This window comes from Paraburkholderia sp. BR13444 (assembly GCF_040948755.1).
In the GTDB taxonomy this organism is placed as follows: Bacteria; Pseudomonadota; Gammaproteobacteria; order Burkholderiales; family Burkholderiaceae; genus Paraburkholderia; species Paraburkholderia youngii.
The window spans coordinates 1-17,748 of sequence record NZ_JBFPKM010000005.1; the positions used below are offsets into that span (position 1 = coordinate 1).

General features: G+C 61.9%; 13 protein-coding genes and 1 pseudogene. 8 read left to right on the forward strand and 6 right to left on the reverse strand.

The features are described 5' to 3' along the window. From AB3X95_RS15790 to AB3X95_RS15805, 4 genes and pseudogenes are all read left to right on the forward strand, one after another. Positions 1-576 (forward strand): annotated as a pseudogene (locus AB3X95_RS15790) (hypothetical protein); the annotation flags it as partial. Further along, complete coding sequence (locus AB3X95_RS15795; protein WP_368621840.1) at positions 564-2,429, forward strand: CHASE2 domain-containing protein; 1,866 nt, start codon at positions 564-566, stop codon at positions 2,427-2,429. The pseudogene AB3X95_RS15790 and the gene AB3X95_RS15795, both read left to right, overlap by 13 nt. Next, complete coding sequence (locus AB3X95_RS15800) at positions 2,416-3,732, forward strand: tetratricopeptide repeat protein (RefSeq protein ID WP_368621841.1); 1,317 nt, start codon at positions 2,416-2,418, stop codon at positions 3,730-3,732. The genes AB3X95_RS15795 and AB3X95_RS15800 overlap by 14 nt, the downstream gene beginning before the upstream one ends. Positions 3,733-3,847: 115 nt before the next feature. Further along, entirely contained in the window at positions 3,848-4,033 is a 186-nt protein-coding gene (locus tag AB3X95_RS15805) for a hypothetical protein (RefSeq protein WP_176368505.1), read from the forward strand. A gap of 40 nt (positions 4,034-4,073) precedes the next feature. Here AB3X95_RS15805 and AB3X95_RS15810 read toward each other — a convergent pair whose 3' ends face one another. The 6 genes from AB3X95_RS15810 to AB3X95_RS15835 are packed head-to-tail and all read right to left on the reverse strand — an operon-like array spanning position 4,074 to position 12,101. Further along, the gene (locus AB3X95_RS15810) at positions 4,074-6,494 is read right to left on the reverse strand and encodes a glycosyltransferase family 4 protein (protein WP_368621842.1); all 2,421 of its coding nucleotides are present in this window, start codon (positions 6,492-6,494) and stop codon (positions 4,074-4,076) included. Positions 6,495-6,505: 11 nt separating this feature from the next. Beyond that, positions 6,506-7,537, reverse strand: coding sequence for a glycosyltransferase family 4 protein (locus tag AB3X95_RS15815; protein WP_368621843.1), 1,032 nt, complete (start codon positions 7,535-7,537; stop codon positions 6,506-6,508). Continuing rightward, a complete protein-coding gene (locus tag AB3X95_RS15820) occupies positions 7,534-8,859 on the reverse strand; it encodes a methyltransferase domain-containing protein (RefSeq protein ID WP_368621844.1) in 1,326 nt (441 codons plus the stop codon). Before AB3X95_RS15820 ends, AB3X95_RS15815 begins: the two co-directional genes overlap by 4 nt. After that, a complete protein-coding gene (locus AB3X95_RS15825; RefSeq protein ID WP_368621845.1) occupies positions 8,856-10,109 on the reverse strand; it encodes an ABC transporter ATP-binding protein in 1,254 nt (417 codons plus the stop codon). Before AB3X95_RS15825 ends, AB3X95_RS15820 begins: the two co-directional genes overlap by 4 nt. Next, entirely contained in the window at positions 10,106-10,888 is a 783-nt protein-coding gene (locus tag AB3X95_RS15830) for an ABC transporter permease (RefSeq protein WP_368621846.1), read from the reverse strand. The genes AB3X95_RS15825 and AB3X95_RS15830 overlap by 4 nt, the downstream gene beginning before the upstream one ends. Before the next feature lie 46 nt (positions 10,889-10,934). Continuing rightward, a complete protein-coding gene (locus AB3X95_RS15835; protein ID WP_368622109.1) occupies positions 10,935-12,101 on the reverse strand; it encodes a glycosyltransferase family 4 protein in 1,167 nt (388 codons plus the stop codon). Between the two features lie 248 nt (positions 12,102-12,349). Between AB3X95_RS15835 and AB3X95_RS15840 the strand changes: the two genes are divergently transcribed. The 4 genes from AB3X95_RS15840 to AB3X95_RS15855 all read left to right on the forward strand — a co-directional run bounded on the left by AB3X95_RS15840 (position 12,350) and on the right by AB3X95_RS15855 (position 17,618). After that, on the forward strand, positions 12,350-14,188 hold the full coding sequence (locus AB3X95_RS15840) for a type I secretion system permease/ATPase (RefSeq protein WP_176368455.1): 1,839 nt from the start codon (positions 12,350-12,352) through the stop codon (positions 14,186-14,188). A gap of 74 nt (positions 14,189-14,262) precedes the next feature. Next, positions 14,263-15,567: an HlyD family type I secretion periplasmic adaptor subunit gene (locus AB3X95_RS15845; protein ID WP_368621847.1), complete on the forward strand. Its 1,305-nt coding sequence runs from the start codon at positions 14,263-14,265 to the stop codon at positions 15,565-15,567. 1 nt (position 15,568) lies between these two features. Next, entirely contained in the window at positions 15,569-17,035 is a 1,467-nt protein-coding gene (locus AB3X95_RS15850; protein WP_368621848.1) for a TolC family outer membrane protein, read from the forward strand. A gap of 190 nt (positions 17,036-17,225) precedes the next feature. After that, the gene (locus tag AB3X95_RS15855; RefSeq protein ID WP_368621849.1) at positions 17,226-17,618 is read left to right on the forward strand and encodes a hypothetical protein; all 393 of its coding nucleotides are present in this window, start codon (positions 17,226-17,228) and stop codon (positions 17,616-17,618) included. Positions 17,619-17,748 lie beyond the last annotated feature (130 nt).

Genomic DNA, 17,748 nt, shown 5'->3' on the forward strand with positions numbered 1-17,748 from the left:
GCCCCCGCCCCCGCCGCTGATCCGGTGACACCGGCAGCACCAGCCGTACCGGTCGTCGTCCCAGAGCCCGAGGCGCAGATCTTCTGGGGACGCTATAAGTCGCTGGGTTCGTACGGCGCGGACACGACGTTGACGGCGCTGGTGCAGCAAGGCAGCGAACAGGTTCCCCTGCCGGGTACGGGACCTTTCGCGATGACCCGCGCGCCGCAGACGGAGATGGTGATGCCCACCTCCGGCCTCTTCAAGTTCGGGCTTCAGGCGGCGCAAGCGTTCGTGGTCAATGCAACGACGGGCGCGGCGACAGAGGCGCAGATCAGCAGTCCGCTACTGTCGATCGACTTCGGCACGCATGCCTTTCAGACGAGCATGAGCCTCAGCGCAAACAGCACGAGCTATGCGATTTCGGGAAGCGGCAGCGTGACTCCGGACGGCAAGCTCGTCAGCGAATTCGGCGTTTCGCGGGCGCTCGTCAGAGGTGTGCTCGCAGGCAAGAATGCCACGCAGGCGGGCTATCTATTCCAACAGTCTCTCGACGGGAGCAGTACGGCCTATGGAGCGACCCAGTGGTCCCGGTAGTAGGCCTTGGCACGCTGGACCAAATTCGCCTCACGATATTCGTCCTGATCTCACTGCTAGGCTGTTTGCTGGCGACCGGAGCATGGTCGCCTGAACCATATCGCCGGCTCGGCTACGCGCTCGACGACTGGCAGCAGAAGCAATTGATCACGGCCGCACCGGACTCGCGCATCGCTCTCGTCGACATCGACGAGCGATCGCTCGATGCGATCGGGCCGTGGCCGTGGCCACGCGCCGTGATGGCGCGGCTCGCGCAGACGCTCTTCACGCGTTATCACGCGAAAGCGGTCGGCCTCGACATCATGTTTCCCGAAGCGGGACCGGACGACGGCGATCGCGCACTGCTCGACGTCGCGCATCAGTATCCGCTCGTGTTCGCGCAGGCATTCGCACTATCGGGGGGAGAGGGGGCGCCTCATGCGGGGCATGTCGGCGGCGCGCTGCCGGCAGGCACACACGTCGCCCATGCGCCGGTGGCGTCGGGATTCGTCGGCAATTTCTTTAGCGATCCACAGGTCTGCGTCGGGCATGTGACACCGCACGCCAGTGTGGACGGGGTGGTCCGTTCCGTCGCCCCGGTGATCCAGTACTCAAACGCCGTCTATCCGATGCTCGCATGGCAGTTGATCCATTGCCGCAATGCGAGCACCTTGCCGCTCGCATCGCTCGCCAGCCTGCCGATTGACTCGCAAGGCCTGATGCATGTGCCGTTCCGGCATTCGCTTCAATCGCTCGACGTGGTATCCGCTTTCGATGTGCTCACGCAAAGGGTGCCATCTTCCCTGCTGGCGCACCGTTATGTGCTGGTCGGCTCGTCGGCGCTCGGGCTCACGGATCACGTCGCATCGCCGATCGAACCATGGTTGCCGGCGGTCATCGTTCATGCCGAACTGCTTGGCGAACTGCTCGATCTGGGCTCGCACGACGATACGCAAGCGCAGGCGGCCTGGCTACCGATCGTCTGGGCGGCGTGCTCGATCGTGATCTTCGCAGTGCTGTTCCGCCAGCAACGCGCGACGATTGCACTGGTGTTGATCGTCGTGACCACGTCATTGTGGCTTGGCCTGCTGGCTTCGACACGCAGTGTGCCCATGCAACTGGCCGCACTGCCGCTGGTTCCCGCGGCGGTGTTCCTGCTGGTGCAGGCGCCCGTCGAGTGGATTTACTCACAGGCGGCGATGCGATCGTTCGAGCGCCGCTTCAGCCACTATTTGCCGCCGACGGTGCTGCGCGAAATCATCCGCGAGCGGGGACACGCGACCTTCAGGCCGGAGCGTCGCCAGATATCTGTGTTGTTCGTCGATATCGAAGGCTACACGCGGCTCGCCGAGCAGATGCCACCCGAGCATCTGCTCGCGATGACGGAAGTCGTGCTGACGCGTCTGACAGGCTGCGTGCACGACACGGAAGGAACGCTGGATAAATACATGGGCGACGCCCTAATGGCATTCTGGGGCGCGCCGCTCGCGCAGCCCGACCATGCGGATCGCGCACTCGATTGTGCGAGCGCGATGTTGCGCGAGTTGGCGGCGCTCAATCACAGTGGGCTTCCTGTGTTCGACGGTAGGACGATTCGCGTTCGCATCGGCGTGAATAGCGGACCCGCGGTGGTCGGTGAAATCGGCTCCAGTTCGCGTAAGTCCTACACCGCGATTGGCGACACGGTCAACGTGGCGTCGCGGCTCCAGGAGTATGCGAAGACGCTCGAAACCACATTGCTGATCGGCCACGAAACTGCGCGGCAGAGCGAACGTCATCGTCTGAAGACCTGCTCTCAGGTGGCACTGCGTGGGCGCGACACCGCCGAATGGCTTTATACGATGCACGAAGGCGATACCCATGCGATTCATTGAGCGGCGCATTCACGCGCTGCCGTCGCGTGGTTCATGGCGCGCAATCGTCGGACTGGCGCTGCGTGCGCTCGGCATCGTAGTGACAAGCGCACTGGTATCTCACGCAATGGCGCAGAACCCGGAAAGTCTCTTCGATCAGACCATCGATGAAGATCTGCAAGCGCAGGCCGAGGTTGCGATCAGTGACGGAGATCGCCAGCGCGCGCTATTGCTGCTGAATGAAGTGGTACGGCGTGACCCCCGCCAGGCAGGCGCGCTACTCGATGCGGCGATTCTGTATTGCCAGTTGGGGGAGCGCACCCGCTCGCAAGAAACGCTCGCGCGTATCGAAGCAAAATACGACGTGCCACCCGCCATCGAGAAGCTGATCGTCTTCTATCGCGCGAGCGCGTGCACACCGAGTGGCCCGCGGCCGCAGTTGATCGCGAGCGTCGGAGCGGGCGTCACTTCGAACGCGAATTTTGGACCGTCGAATCCCGTCGTGACTTTCGCGCCCAGTGCGCCAGTCAATTCGCTGACCCTCGCACCCGAAAGCCTTGCGCACGGTGACCAGTACATTGAATCGGCGGTGCAGGGCGAGTTGCCGATCTCGTCCGTGCCGGGTCTGACACTGCTCGCTGGACTAACCAATCGTCAGTACCGCAGTCAGCACAGCTTCGACCAGCGCTCCGCGACGATCGGTCTGGCCGACAGGACTAGTGTGATGCGTGGCGAGCTTTATAACCAGCTCACCGCAGACATGCTGTGGCTCGGCACGCGCGTCTATCAGCGCGATATCGGCTGGCACGCGAATTTCTGGCTGCCGCCGTCGGCATGGCGGTCGATGCTCGCGCGCGGCGGCCTCGATCTGACGGTGCTGGATTCCGCCTATCCCGGCAACTCGCTCTATGACTCGGTGTATGTCGAAGTGCGTGCGGCGTTCCAGGCTCGCATCGGCGAGCGCGCCTCGGTGCAACTATTCGTCGGTCCGGCATGGGACAAGCCGTTGAACGGACGGCCCGGCGGATCGCAGCACGGTTATTCGGCCTGGCTGTCGGCCGATTACGACATGGCCCGTCATGGCCAACTCGAAGCAGTCTTGCAGCAGCGAACGCTAATCGACGCGGATGCGTATGACCCAGTATTCTTCGGCACGCTGGGTCGGCACCAGACCCTACGCGCGGCATCGCTGCGCTACACGTTTCCAATGGTGCGCGGCTGGTCGGTATATGCCCAGGCATCGGCAGGGCGGATCTCCAATTCGATTTCGCTCTTTGCGTACTCCGTGTACAGCGGCTCGCTCGGTCTGTCGTGGAAGTACTAACGCGACAATTGCCGCGCTAATCGCTAGAATAGATCTACTTCACCGCCAGGTTCGCGCAATGAAAAGTCCGATCATAATTTCTGAGTCGAATACCGCAACTAGCCAGGACCAATCCGTGTGTCTGGAATGGCAAGGGTTCCAGCATCAGTCGTATGACTCGGTCGACAATCTGCTGCGCGAGTTCACGCATGCCGCATCGACCCATGCATCGACCCATGCAACGAACGAGGCCGCCGCAGTCGAGGTCACGGTGGTGGGCCAATTCGATGGCTTGCTGCCGCTGAGCCACTATCTGTTGTAGGGCGTACCGCTGGCCGCGGATACGCCTTTCCCATCCCCTTCTACGCCAGCACCTGCGCGAGCGACTTCGAGTAGGCCGCGGCGATCGCGGTCCAATCTCCCTCTGCTTCAACACGGCGGCGCGCATTGCGCGTCATCGCATCACGCTCCGCCTGCGTCAATTGCAACATCGCTTCAATGCCATCGGCGAAGTCGTTGGCTTCTGCGCAAAGGTATTCGTGGCCGGCGCGATAACCGAGGCCGCGCGCCCCAAATTCGGTACTCACCACCGGCAGACCCACAGCAGCGTATTCGAGCAATTTCAGGTTGGTCCCTGAGCCGGAAACTACCGGGTTCAGGCCCAGGTCGCTGATTTCAAGCCACGTAGCCTTTTCTGCATCGCTGACCACATCCACGAGACCGACGTTGGACGGCAGCTCCCAGGTCTGGGCCGAGTGGCATACCGAACCCAGCAACACGAAGTGGACCGAAGGCAAGCGCGTGGCTGCTTCGACGATCAAGCGCGCGGCATCGATGTTCGGGCCGTGCGCGCTGCCCATGAAGAGGGCCAGCGGATGCGCGACACGCAGCGCCGCGCGGCGGCGCTCTATCTGCGCGCCCGCCCGCAACCGCGTCGCCGCAACGTCGATGCCGTTCGGAACGACGATCATCTTCGCGGCATCGTCTGCCGTCCCGTAGAGTTCGCCCATGCGTTCGCGATCCCGCTCCGAGCACGCGGTGACGAGCGCCGCGTCGAGTACGGCACGGCGCTCCAGCGCGAGGACCTGATCGACGGCCCATTGATGTGGGCCGTAAATGTCGGCCTTCAGATCGGCTTCGACATTGTGCGCTTCGTAGACGAAGGGTTTGGACGTGACTTCGCGCAATGCGGGCATTGCGTACGGATGAGAGCACACGATCAGGTCGGCGCGTCGCGCGAGTGCGTCGATCGCGTCTAGCCATTCGGGGGCCGTGGTTGGATGCATGGCGGCCGCGATATCTTCAGCGGAAGCGCCCAGCGAGCGTTCGAGCTGATACTCGGCCTCAGTGAATTCCTGTGACTTCGGCACCAGTTCCTCGGTAAAGCCATCCGCGAGATTGCGCGTACCTCGCATACCCACTGGCGCCAGATTGACGAACTGCACGTCGAAGTGTTCGGCGACCCGTTTGTACAGCCCATGCAGGCGCAGCTTGCCGCCACTGATCACCGGGGTGATCGGATAGGTATTGAGCACGCCAAGCACCGGCTTCGTCCGCCTGGTGACGATCGCCGGGGCGGCGACTGTTGCGTCGGCTGCCTGGCTGTCGGAAGCCACTTGTCGGCCGGCAGCGAGCAGCGCATCGCACAGCGTGGTCCAACTCAGATGCTCAACGCTCTCGCGCCCGGCCAGTCCCATATTCCGCGCTTCGGCAAGATCGCCGCAAACCCGCCGCAACGCGCCGGCGAGCGCAGCCGCATCCGGTTCGACGACCAGTCCCGAGCGCTGATGCTCGATCAGTTCGAGCGGACCGCCCGAATCCGTAGTGGTGATGACCGGCTTCGAGGCCAGCATCGCTTCGAGCGTGATAAGCCCATAGTCTTCGTCACGCGGCACGAACGGCACGCAGACTGCGCGCGCATACTCCTGCGCGAGCTGAACATCGGTAACGCGTCCGAGAAAACGAATGCCGCGATGGCCAGCGGCGGCCGCGCGCAAGCGCGCTTCATCGGGTCCGCTGCCCGCAATATGCAGTGGCACCTCGACCTTGCTCTGCCGGTAAGCCTCGATGATCAGATCGATACGCTTGGCCGGGTCCAGACGGCTGGCGCTGAAGATGGCTTCCTGCGGGCCAGGCGCGAGCCCCTTCAGACCGGTCGGATGATGATGGACCGCGACCTTCACGCCGGCGGGGAAATAGCCTTCCCGCGCCGCGACCACCTGCGAAATCGCGGCATAGTGAACGATCTTGTCAGGCCGCAGCGCGATCGCGTCGAGCAGGCGTATCACCGCACGCGTGACGGGCCCTGGAAACGCCCAGCAAGCCGCTTGCGGCGCGCGCTGCCACGCTGCGTCGAGCGCGTCGAGCAGTTCGTCGAGTTCGAGGTTCGCCGCATCGCGCTTGACGAGCGCGTCCACGATACGCGCCGGCATGCCGAGCGCGAGCAGTGCGTCGGGTTCGAACTGCGTCGGCATAGCCGATGGGTAGCAGTCGTACAGGCCGCGCAGCGTGTGCTGGAGATAGACGACGTGATTGCGATGTCGAATCGCCCAAGCGGGGTACTTGGTGCTGATCACCATGTCGAAGTGATCGAGATCCAGTCGCAAGAACTGCCGATAGCTGGCCAGCAGTTCGCCCATGTTGCCTTCGCGGGTGGGCAGTTTCATCAGTTCCGCCACGATTCCCGGCCGTGCGTTCAGCGCGTCGAGCAAGCCCCACCACAGGTTCTCAGCGCCGCCAATCACAAAGGGGACCGGGCTCGGCGCGACAATCGCAATTCTCATGGGAGATCAGGTTAGAGAGGTTGGGTAAGCTGCTCGATCACGCCGCGCCACGAAATGTTCGCCGCCCGGTAGGCTTCGAGGCCGCGTACGCCGGCGTCGGCTGCCTTGCGCGGATGTTGCGCGAGCCAGTCGAGGCGCTGGGCGAGCGCCTTGGCGTCGGGTGGCTCGATCCAGCCCGTTTCGCCGTCGCGAACGAACTCCAGCGGTCCGCCGGAGTCGGTGCAGGTAATCACGGGTTTCGACGACAGCATTGCTTCGAGTGTGATGTATCCGTAGTCTTCATCGAAAGCCGGAAACACCACGGCCAGCGCGCGTGCGTAAAAGGCGCGCTTTTCGGCCTCGGTCACATGTCCGATCAGCGCGACGCGGCTACCCACGTCATGTTGTTCAATAAGCCGCGCAAGCACCTCGCGCTGACCGCCGTCGCCTGCCAGCAGGATCTTCAGCGGCGAGTGCATATGACGCGCCGCTTCGATCAGCAACGATTGCCGCTTCAGCGTTTCCAGGCGACTCGGAAAAAATACATACGGCAAAGCCTGTTCGCAGCGGAACGACTCCGCGTCTGCGGGCGGATGATAGAGCGGCGTCGCTTCGATCCGGTTGAAGTCGCGCAAGCGTTCGGCGACACGCCGCGAATTCGCGAACACCAGGTTCGCGCGCGAGAGCGCGGCGTTGTCGAACGCGATCACCTGAGCGCGCAGCTGCTTGAGTTCAGCGGTTGCCTGCGCGGCATCGTACAGTTCATAGACCGCGCGATGCTGGTGCATGACCCACACCCGGTGATCCGGGTGGCTGATTCCGTAGCCCGGAAATTGCAGGCTGATCACCTGGTCGATCGTGACGCCGTTCGGACGGATGAAGTCGAGCGACTGCGCGTGTTCCATCGCTCGCGCGATGTCCTTTTCCGGCGAAAAGCGAAACGGCAGACGCAGCAGCTCCACCTCATGTCCCGCCCGCTGCAACTCACGGACTACGCCGGCAATGTGATACGAGGCGCCCCCATGCATGAATGGCACCATGTTCGCGGTCACCAGAATCTTCACGCCGGCGCTCCTGCTGCGGTCCGTTTGCGTCCATACACCGCGAAGTCCTGCGGGCCGCAGAGATGGCCGTTGACGCGCTCGGTTAGCGGATCGTTGCCCGGCACCTTCGCTTCTTCCGGGTATGGGCTGCTGCGAATGATGTCAATCTCTTTGAAGTGGTGATACTTCAGCAGGAACGTAATCGCGCTCGGCGTTATCGGGTTGCGGTGCGTGAAGTCGTGATAGAAGGTGTGACTGCCAACCAGTATGTTCTCCGGGTTCGGCGTTTCGAACAGGACCGAACCGCCTTCCACCAGCACCCGGTAGCTTTCCTGCACGAGCGCGAACAGATAGTCGAATGGCAGATGCTCGATGACATGAAAACCGGTGACTGCGGCGACCGAGCCTGTCGGCAAGCTGCGCAGGTACTTCAGCGCGTCCGTATTGCGGGCATCGAAGCCTTGGGCAACGCAGGCTTTGACCATGACCGGGTTGACGTCGACACCAGTTGCTTCGTGGCCTCGCTCGCGCACATACGAGAGCCATTCGCCCCGACCGCAGCCGATATCCACGATCTGATGCGTGAGTCTGACCGCGCGCGGCACATTCGTCGCGAGCCAGTCGTCGTAGATCGCCAGCTTCGCGCGCACGCTCTCACGCGTGCCGCGATTCGCATCTTCGAATGCAAGGTAATAGGCGTCGATGATTTCCGGCGCCACTGTGTGGTCTTTTCGAAGCTGTTCCTGCAGATCGTGCACGCGTCGCGATAGTTCTTCGGACTGAGCAGATAGCTTTTCGGACTGCGCAGCCTGGCGCATGACCGCGCCGACGGTGTTTTCGAAGCGGCCTCGCCACGCGACCAGTGAACGGGAGAGCAGGCGCCGCGCATAGACGCCGTCGGCGTATCGCCCGGCTCGTGACGCCAGCGCGCTGAGTCCCGCATGGCGCAGCACCTTCTGCGCGAGCGTCACGCCAATGGCGAGCCGGAGTCCCGGCACCTGCACGCCAGTGCGCCTCCCTTCTTCCGACATGCGCAGCTTCGCCAGCAGCACGAGCCGGCTGGCGCCCTTCTTCAGTTGACCGACGTAATTGGCTCGGCCCGCTGGATCGGACTCGCGGCGTAACACGAGCCGATAGGCGCCATCGACGAAAACCTCGTCCTCGGCAATGATCAGCTGTTCGATCGATGCGGGAGCGCAAAGGCCGGCGACATCCAGTCCGGCTCCGGCGGGCGATACGGCATGCCCCAGCGCAGCCGTTGCAGTTGTGTCGCTCGGGCCGGCATGGGCAGCTGCTTCCGCCTTGACACGCGCAATCAGATCTTGAAGTACTGCGTTGGTCATGATTCTCGTAACGTGGGTTGTTCCAATTCCCGTACAGGGTATTGAGCAAATTGCGCCGGCACGTAGCACAGTCCGGAGAAGGGCACATGCTGAAAGCCGGCGATTTCGAAAGTCGCGGCGGCGTCCCACCAGTGCTGGCAATCGTGCACGTGGGTGTCGTCCGAATGCAGGGCGACCGTGACCGTATATTTGCCAGGCGCGAAATTCAGCGGCAGCGAAAAGCGGCAACAAACGCTATTGCCGGCGGAGAAGTGCGCCTGCTTGCGCAACAACGCGGTATTGGTGCCGAACACGTCCTGGCCAAAACGATCGCGAATCAGAATGCCGACTGATAGCTGGACATCCTGGTCAGACTCGCATTCGAGGTCGATCGTCACTTCTTCGCCGGACGCAAATCGCATGGCCGGTCCGAAGTGACCTGACAGCACCACGTTGCGCACGCGGGTGCGCAACGCACCGTATGATTCCGGCGTCGACTGGTTGGCTTGCGGCGCGTCGCTATCGATGCCCGCAATCAGCCGGTAATAGATCTGCGCGGCTTCTTCCGGCAAACCGTCGTAGACGACTTCGCCGCCCGAAAGCAGGATGGCTCGATCGCATAGCAGCTTCACGGAGTTGATGTCGTGCGACACATACAGGATCGAGCCACCAGCGTCGCGAAATTCGCGAATGCGCTTCAGACACTTCTGTTGAAAGCGCGCGTCGCCGACCGCGAGCGCTTCGTCGACGATGAAGCACACCGGGTCCGCATGAATCGCTACCGAGAAGCCGAGCCGCATGATCATCCCGGACGAATAGGTACGCAGCGGCGCGTCGATGAACTCAGCCAGTTCGGAAAAGGCGACGATCGCGTCGAAACGTTGTTCGATCTCTTCGCTCGTCATGCCGATCAGCCGCGCATTCACCGCGATGTTCTCGCGACCCGACAGCTTGCCGTCGAAGCCGGTGCCGAGTTCTAGCAGACCCGCGATTCGCCCCCGCCGCACGATCGACCCGGCATCGGGCAACAGCACGCCACTCACGAGCTTTAGCAAGGTCGATTTGCCCGCGCCGTTCTGGCCGAGCACGCCGATCGCCTCGCCCTGTCCCAGCGAGAACGAAACGTCCCGCAGTGCTGCATGCACACGATGCCGCGGCTTGCGGGAAAAGCTTTCTATCAGGCGGTCAGCGGTGCGGTTGTAGATCTTGAAGCGCTTCGAGAGCCGTTCGATCTCCAGAACTGGTGGACCGTTCTGCGCGTGTGTCGTCACAACGTATCCCTCAGTTCAGATTGCAGACGGGTCAATAGAAGGCGCCCCGCGAGCAGGCTGAGCACCGCGGCGCCGAACAGTGCGAGCAGTTCTTTCGGCTGCGGGTATTGATGCCAGACGATGATCGCGTGCACCGAGTCGATGGCCCAGAAGATCGGACTGAAGTGCAACCCCTTCGCGGCCCACGGTGGCAGGATCGAAGCGAGGTAGACGACCGGCGTGAGCCAGAAGCCGAATTGCAGCACCACGTTCAGCACGTTCTTGATGTCGGGAATGAACACGTCGAGCGTACCGAGGACGATGCCAATGCCGTACGCGAATGCGCTTAGAAGCAGCGCGATGACCGGCAGCATCAGCCATTGCACGCCGATCGGATGACCGATGACGAGCAGGAACATCGCGAAGAACGCCATCGTGATCGCATATACCGCCCACTCGGCGAGCACGATATGCATGGGCATCACCCACAGATCGACGCTTATCTTGCGGATCAGATGCGCCTTCGAGCTATAGACGGGGGTGAGCCGGTTCAGCAGGTTCGCGAACAGGTTCCACGTGAGCAGGCCGCCGATCAGATAGACGGTGTACAGATAGGGATCGGCATCCGCGCCGATGCGCGTGCGCATGAATTGGGAAAACACCGTGCTGAACAGCACCACGAAGGTCAGCGGCTGAATCAGCAGCCAGGCGGCACCCAGCGTATTTTCCCGATGCCGGTCGATGAGATCCTGACGCGACAGCAGCAGGACATGCGCGAGGCTTGTTCTTAATGTATGCATGAAACGGATTCGAGGTGGATGACGGCGCCCGTCGGAACCGGCTTCGTCAGGCGACGACCTGCCGGTAGACGGCGAGCGTTTCCTCGGCAGTGCGCCGCCAACTGAACGATTGCGCACGGGCGGTGCCGGCCGTGATCAACCGCTCACGCAACGCGCGATCGTCGATCAGCGCCTGCATCGCTTCGGTAAATCCTTCGACATCGGTCGGCTCGCGCATGATGCCGGCATCACCTGCCACTTCCCGAAGCGCGTCGGCCGTCGAACACAATACCGGCACGCCAGCCGCCATGCCTTCGATGATGGGTAACCCGAACCCTTCATAGACGGATACATAGACGATCGCGAGCGCGCCCGCGGTCAGCAGCGGAATGTCGTCGTCGGACACATAGCCGAGCTTGCGCACGGAGCCTTCACGCAGACCCGGTTCAAGTGCGCGGTGCAACGCGTCCGTCAGCCATCCTTCTATGCCGATCAGCACGAGCGGGAACTGGCGCCGGACCGCGGCCGGCAGGCGCGCATGCGCGGCCAGCGCGGTGTGCAGATTCTTGCGTGGCTCCAGCGTGCCCACGGCCGCGAAGTACTGGCCATGTGCGAGACCGTGGCGGCTCAGTACTTTACTGGTCGCTTCGGAGGAATGCGGCTGGAAACGCGTCGAGACGCCGTTATACACGACCTTGATCTTCTCGGGCGCGACTGGAAAGCAGGCCTGCAATTCTTGCCGAACGAACTCCGATACCACGATGACCCGATCCGCGCGTTCGAGCGCGCGCGGAAAGTTCGCCCGCAATAGCGCGAGACGTTGGGCAGGGTGGTACTCCGGATAACGTACCCACGAGACATCGTGAGCGGTGATCACTGTCGGCCCGCGAAAGCGGAACGGAATGAAGTTCGGATCGTGATAGACCTGCGGAGCACGCCGCCGCCGGATGCCCGAATCGAAACGATACTGCTCGACGTGTGGCATGAAACGGTATGCGGAGGGCAAATACTTGCGCGCAAAACGTTTGGCACCGGCTGCCGCGATGGTGCGCCACGACTTCGTTGCTCGTGCATCTCCCGCGGCGGGCGCTGTCGTGCCGTTCTCATGCGACGAAGACCAATGCGTGCCGTAAAAGAACCGCACGCTATGTCCCCGATGGACGAATTCGCGAGCCAGATTTGACGCGTACTGGCCAATACCCGTAAGCGGCGTGAGTAAAGCGCGCCCACCCATTGCGATGTCGAGCTGAGCGTCGGAATAGTTGTTGTCGAGCAAGGTACTGTCTGCAATAAGGGTTCTGGGAGCAGCGCAAGTATCGGGTTTGTTTTCGCGAATAGATGTGACGGCCGTCACATTTCACGCGCAATTGATCGAGCAGAATGAGCGCCTTCAGAACGGACCGGCGCACGGGGTGTCGGCCAAAGAATGACCACACTAGAAGTGAATCGAGAGGCGTTGCGAGACCGGCGTAACGAGCAAAGATGACCAGTAAAGTCAGAGTGCCGTCGAATGAAATCATTCAGGCGTTGTTAGGCTACCGCCGCGTGTTTCGCACGCTAGGCGCATTTAGCATGCTCATCAATCTGTTGATGCTCGTGCCGTCCATTTACATGCTGCAGGTATATGACCGCGTGCTGCCAAGCCGCAATGGCGTCACGTTGGCGATGCTGACGCTGATGATGCTCGGCATGTACGGGTTCTCGAGCGTGCTCGAATATGTGCGCAGCTTTATCGTGATCCGCATCGGCGGCAAGCTGGACATGCACCTGAACAGCCGCGTATATACCGCTGCGTTTGAAACGAATCTCAAACAGCAGGGCGTCAATGCGGGGCAGTCTCTCAATGACCTGACCACGATCCGGCAATTCGTGACCGGCAATGCGCTGTTCGCATTCTTTGATGCGCCGTGGTTCCCGATTTATCTGGCGGTTATCTTCATCTTCAACGTCTGGCTCGGCGTGTTTGCATTGGCGGGCTCGGCGATCCTGATAGCACTGGCAATCGCCAACGAACGTGTTTCACGTCGTCCGCTGTCGGAGGCGACTAGCTTGTCGATCCGCTCGACCACACTCGCCACCGCTAATCTGCGCAATGCCGAGGTCATCGAGGCGATGGGCATGCTGCCCAACCTGATGGCGCGCTGGTCAGTCCTGAATGCGGGCTTTCTCTCGCGCCAGGCTGAAGCGAGTGAGAAAGCGGCGCTGGTCGGCAATGTCACGAAGTTCTTCAGGCTCTCATTGCAGTCCCTCGTACTGGGGATCGGCGCGCTGCTCGCTATCGACGGCAAGATTTCTCCGGGCATGATGATCGCGGGTTCGATCCTGATGGGCCGCGTATTGGGTCCTCTGGAAATGGTGATTTCGGTCTGGCGTCAGTGGAGCGGCGCTCGCAGTGCGTATGACCGCCTCGTTGAACTACTCAAGAACAATCCGGTGCGCCGTATCGGCATGACGCTGCCGCCGCCGACCGGACGGCTGACGCTCGAAGGCGTGAGCGCAGCGCCGCCGGGAATCCGTGTGCCGGTGGTGCAAGGCCTGTCATTCACGATCGATGCCGGCGATGTGGTCGGCGTGATCGGACCCAGCGCGTCCGGGAAGTCGACCCTCGCACGGCTGATGGTCGGCGTGTGGCCTGCCGCGGTCGGCACCGTGCGCTTGGACGGCGCGGACATCTATCAGTGGGACAAGGACCAGCTCGGACCGCACATCGGCTACCTGCCGCAAGACATCGAACTGTTCGGCGGATCGATCGCGGAAAACATCGCCCGCTTTGGGCAGATCGAATCGGAGAAGGTCATCGAGGCGGCGAAGCTCGCCGGGGTTCACGAGATGATTCTGCGTCTGCCGCAAGGCTATGACACCTTGGTTGGCGATCGCGGCGCCGGGCTCTCCGGTGGCCAGAAGCAACGCATCGGTCTGGCGCGTGCGCTGTATGGCAATCCGTCGTTCATCGTGCTGGACGAACCGAATTCGAACCTCGACGAGACCGGCGAGGCGGCGCTCAAGCTGGCGATCGAGCGCTTGCACGCAGCCGGCAAGACCGTCGTGCTGATTACGCATCGGACCAGCATCATTGCCGCTACGACCAAGCTGCTGCTGCTCGTCGAAGGCCAGCTCAGGATGTACGGGCCCACCGCGCATGTGCTGGCGGCGTTGCAGAATGCGCCCGCGAATACGGCGGCTGCGCAATCGGCTGCTGCAAAAACGACCGCCACGGCTCAACCTGCCGCGACGGCTCAATCGGCCGCCTCAAACCCGGCTTCGTCCAACCCTCATCAGCCATCCGACGCTCAAACAGCGGATGCGGATGCCACAGTCTGACCCGCAGATTTTCCATGGTTAATTCCACAAGCAAGAAAGCGGCGGCGCCTGCCATCGAGGTGCTCGGCACCGGATTGCCGCCGGTCGTCAATGTCGATGAATCGCGCTACGTCAAGATTGGCTGGACCGTCGTACTGGTCGGCATCGTAGGCTCGTTGCTGTGGGCCGCATTCGCGCCCCTCAGCAAGGGCACAGAGGTTCAGGGAACGGTGGTGGTGGCCGGCAATCGCAAGACGATCCAGCACCCGACCGGCGGCATCATTCGCGACATCCTCGTTCAGGATGGCGATCAGGTGAAGGCCGGGCAAGTGCTCGTCAGGATGAACGACGTGCAGACGCGCTCGCAGAACGCGACCATCCGCTCGCAGTACCTGACCGAGCTCGCCACCAAGGCGCGCCTCGTCGCGGAGGCGACCAATGCGAAGACCATCGCCTTCCCGTGTGAGTTGACGGATGGTGTCGCCGCACACGACCAGGAGGCCGAGGCCGACGTGCAGCTGCAGGAGCAACTGCTGAGCGCACGCCGGCTGGCACTGAAGGCGTCGATTGGCGCGCTGCAGGAGAGCATCGCCGGATACCAGGCGCAGCTGGCTGGCGAAAACGACGCGCATGCTCAACGGCTGCTCGAGCACCAGGCGCTGCAGGACCAGTTGACCGGCGTTCGTGAGCTGGCGATCGAAGGATATGTGCCGCGCAGCAAGCTGAAGGACCTCCAACGTCAGGAAGCCGTGCTGAACGGCGAGATCGCGCGCCAGGCGGGCACCGCCGGGGAATTGGCGAGCCAGTCGGCCGAGGCGCGTCTGCGTATCGCACAAGCGCAGGAAGACTATATGAAAGAGGTGCGCACGCAGTTGAGCGACGTGCAGCGTGACACCGAGGCATTGCGTAGCCGGCTGGACGAAAGCGAATTCAACCTTGCCAACAGCGAGGTCCGTTCCCCGGTTGACGGCACCGTCGTCGGGATGAGCGTCTTCACCGAAGGCGGCACGATCGGCCCCGGCGCGAAGCTGATGGATGTGGTGCCGACTGGCGAACCGCTGGAAGCGGAAGGGCACCTCGAGGTGAACCTGGTCGACAAGGTTCGCACGGGAATGCCGGTCGACATGATGTTCACCGCGTTCAACCAGAACACCACTCCGAGAGTGTCCGGCACGCTGACCTTTGTGTCCGCCGACCGCCTCGTGGACGAACACACCGGTGCCCCTTACTACCGGGTGCGCGCCAAAGTGACCGAGCAGGGCATGAAACAGTTGCGCAAGCTGGATATCAAGCCGGGCATGCCGGTCGAGATATTCATCAATGCAGGTCAGCGTTCGATGCTGAGCTATCTGCTCAAGCCGATCTTCGATCGCGCACACACTGCATTCACGGAGGACTGAAGTGCAGCGCGTTTTTTCACTTCGGTCGTCCAACGCCCGTTCTACCGGCACGGCGCAGGCCGTTCCACGCCTGCGTACGTTGTTGCTGGCGATGTCGGTTGGCGCCGCAATAATCGCGCCGCGTCCAGCGCTTGCGCTCGGCCTCGTCGATGCGTACGAAGCCGCGCTGGGCCATGACCCGATTCTCGCGGGCGCGGCGAAGCAGAAGGAAGCCGATGACGCTAATGTCGGGATTGGCCGCTCGTATCTGTTGCCCAACGTCTCGGCGAATTACGCGCGATACCGCGACATAACCGGTACGAAGAACATGGGTACGCCGTATGGGGACTATTCCACACATCAGGTCTACGGTGCCTATTCCGAAGGCGTTTCGCTGCGTCAGCCACTGATCAACTTCGAAGGCATTGCGCGCTATCGTTACGGCAAGGCAATCGCGCTCGCCGGGGACGCGACGTTCGACGATAGCCGGCAGGATTTGCTAGTGCGCGTGCTAACTGCCTATACGGATACGGTCTTCGCGGAAGATCAGTTGTCGCTCGCGCTCGCGCAGAAAAGCGCGTTCGATGAACAGTACGCCGGCAATCAGGCGATGTTCAAAAACGGCGAGGGGACCCGCACGGATATCCTCGAAACGAAATCGAAAGCCGCGCTGGCAGAGGCCGATGTCGCCGACGCCCGCGATAGCCTGGATAACGCTGCGCATGCGCTCGAAGCGCTGACCGGTTTGCCGGCGTCGCTCGATGTCGCGGGTCTTGACCGTCTGAAGGACGACTTTCAACCGGTGCTGCCCGAGCCGCTCAGTTTCGATCATTGGCACGATATTGCGTTGGAAAACAACGCGCAGTTGATCGCTGGCCGACACTCAGTTGAAGCCGCGCAGCAAAAGATGAAGATCGTGCAGGCGGGCTTTTATCCGCGCGTGGATCTGGTGGCGAGCGTTGGCCAGAATCAGTCGACCCAGACCAATGCGATCGGTGCGCGCTATCTGACCAAATCGGTCGGTGTTGAAGTCACGATACCGCTGTATTCCGGTGGACTCGTGCGCGCTTCGACCCAACAGGAGCAGGCTAATTACGAACGTGCGCAATTCGAATTGCAAGACAAGACCGACAAGGTGTTGCTCGACCTGCGCAAACAATACAACCAGTGCGTGAGCAGCATGACGCGCATCGACTCCCTCAAAAGCGCCGTCGAATCCGCGATGCTGCAGATCGTGGCGACCCGCAAAAGCGTTCAGGCGGGCGTGCGCACAAATGCCGACGTATTGACGGCTACGCAACAGCTGTATTCGGCCAAGCGCGATCTGGCGCACGCACGTTATCAGTTCCTGCTGGCAGAATTGCAACTCAAACACGCTGCCGGGATATTGACCGAGCAGGATCTGGTGGAGATCGCGCAGTCATTCGTTCCACCTGCCCAGGCGGCGCCGCTCGCCAATGCGGTGGTGCCGACAGCTCGGGTTCATTGATCGATACCGTGCGCCACGCCCGATCACGTGTGGGCGTGGCATTGGCGTGGCGGTTGTTTTTACCTATTTTTACTTAAGGATTGTGCTGGCACGCACAATCTTGTTTGGGCATCTGCACTAAATTAGGTGGCATCGTGGTCCGGCAGCATTACCAATTGCCGAGTGCCGCGCAATCTCACCGAAACAGATCATGAAGCCCGATTCAATCACAAAGCGAAAGGCCACAAGCGGCAAAAGACTCGGTCTGCGACGCTGGATCGTGGACTGGACCATCGAGCCGGCTGCGGCCTCAGGCCATATCAGCCTGTCGTTATACGTGGCGGGCGAGTCGGACGACAACGTTGGCTCGTCGACCACCCGGCATTTCCTGCTCCGACAGGATCGGTTAAGCGAATTGATCGACGCGCTCAACTTGACGCTGCAGCATTCAAATGCCAGCCGCCTGCTCGAAGAACAGGCGCGCGCAGCGGATTCTGCCGTGGGTAATGACGCGGACACTGTCGGGGAGTCTGCAGAAAGGGATCAGCCTGATTTGACGTCGAACCACTTCTCACTCGGCGCTTATGGCCTCGTGGGTAATTGACGGCAGCGGGATGCGATTTCTTTGAGTCGTGCTTGATTTTAACGTTTGCGTGTCGCATCCCGCAGTGTTGGGCGTTCCTTCCGTTTGGCAAGGCCGGTTCTAGCCGGAGAGGGGAAACAAGCGCTCATGC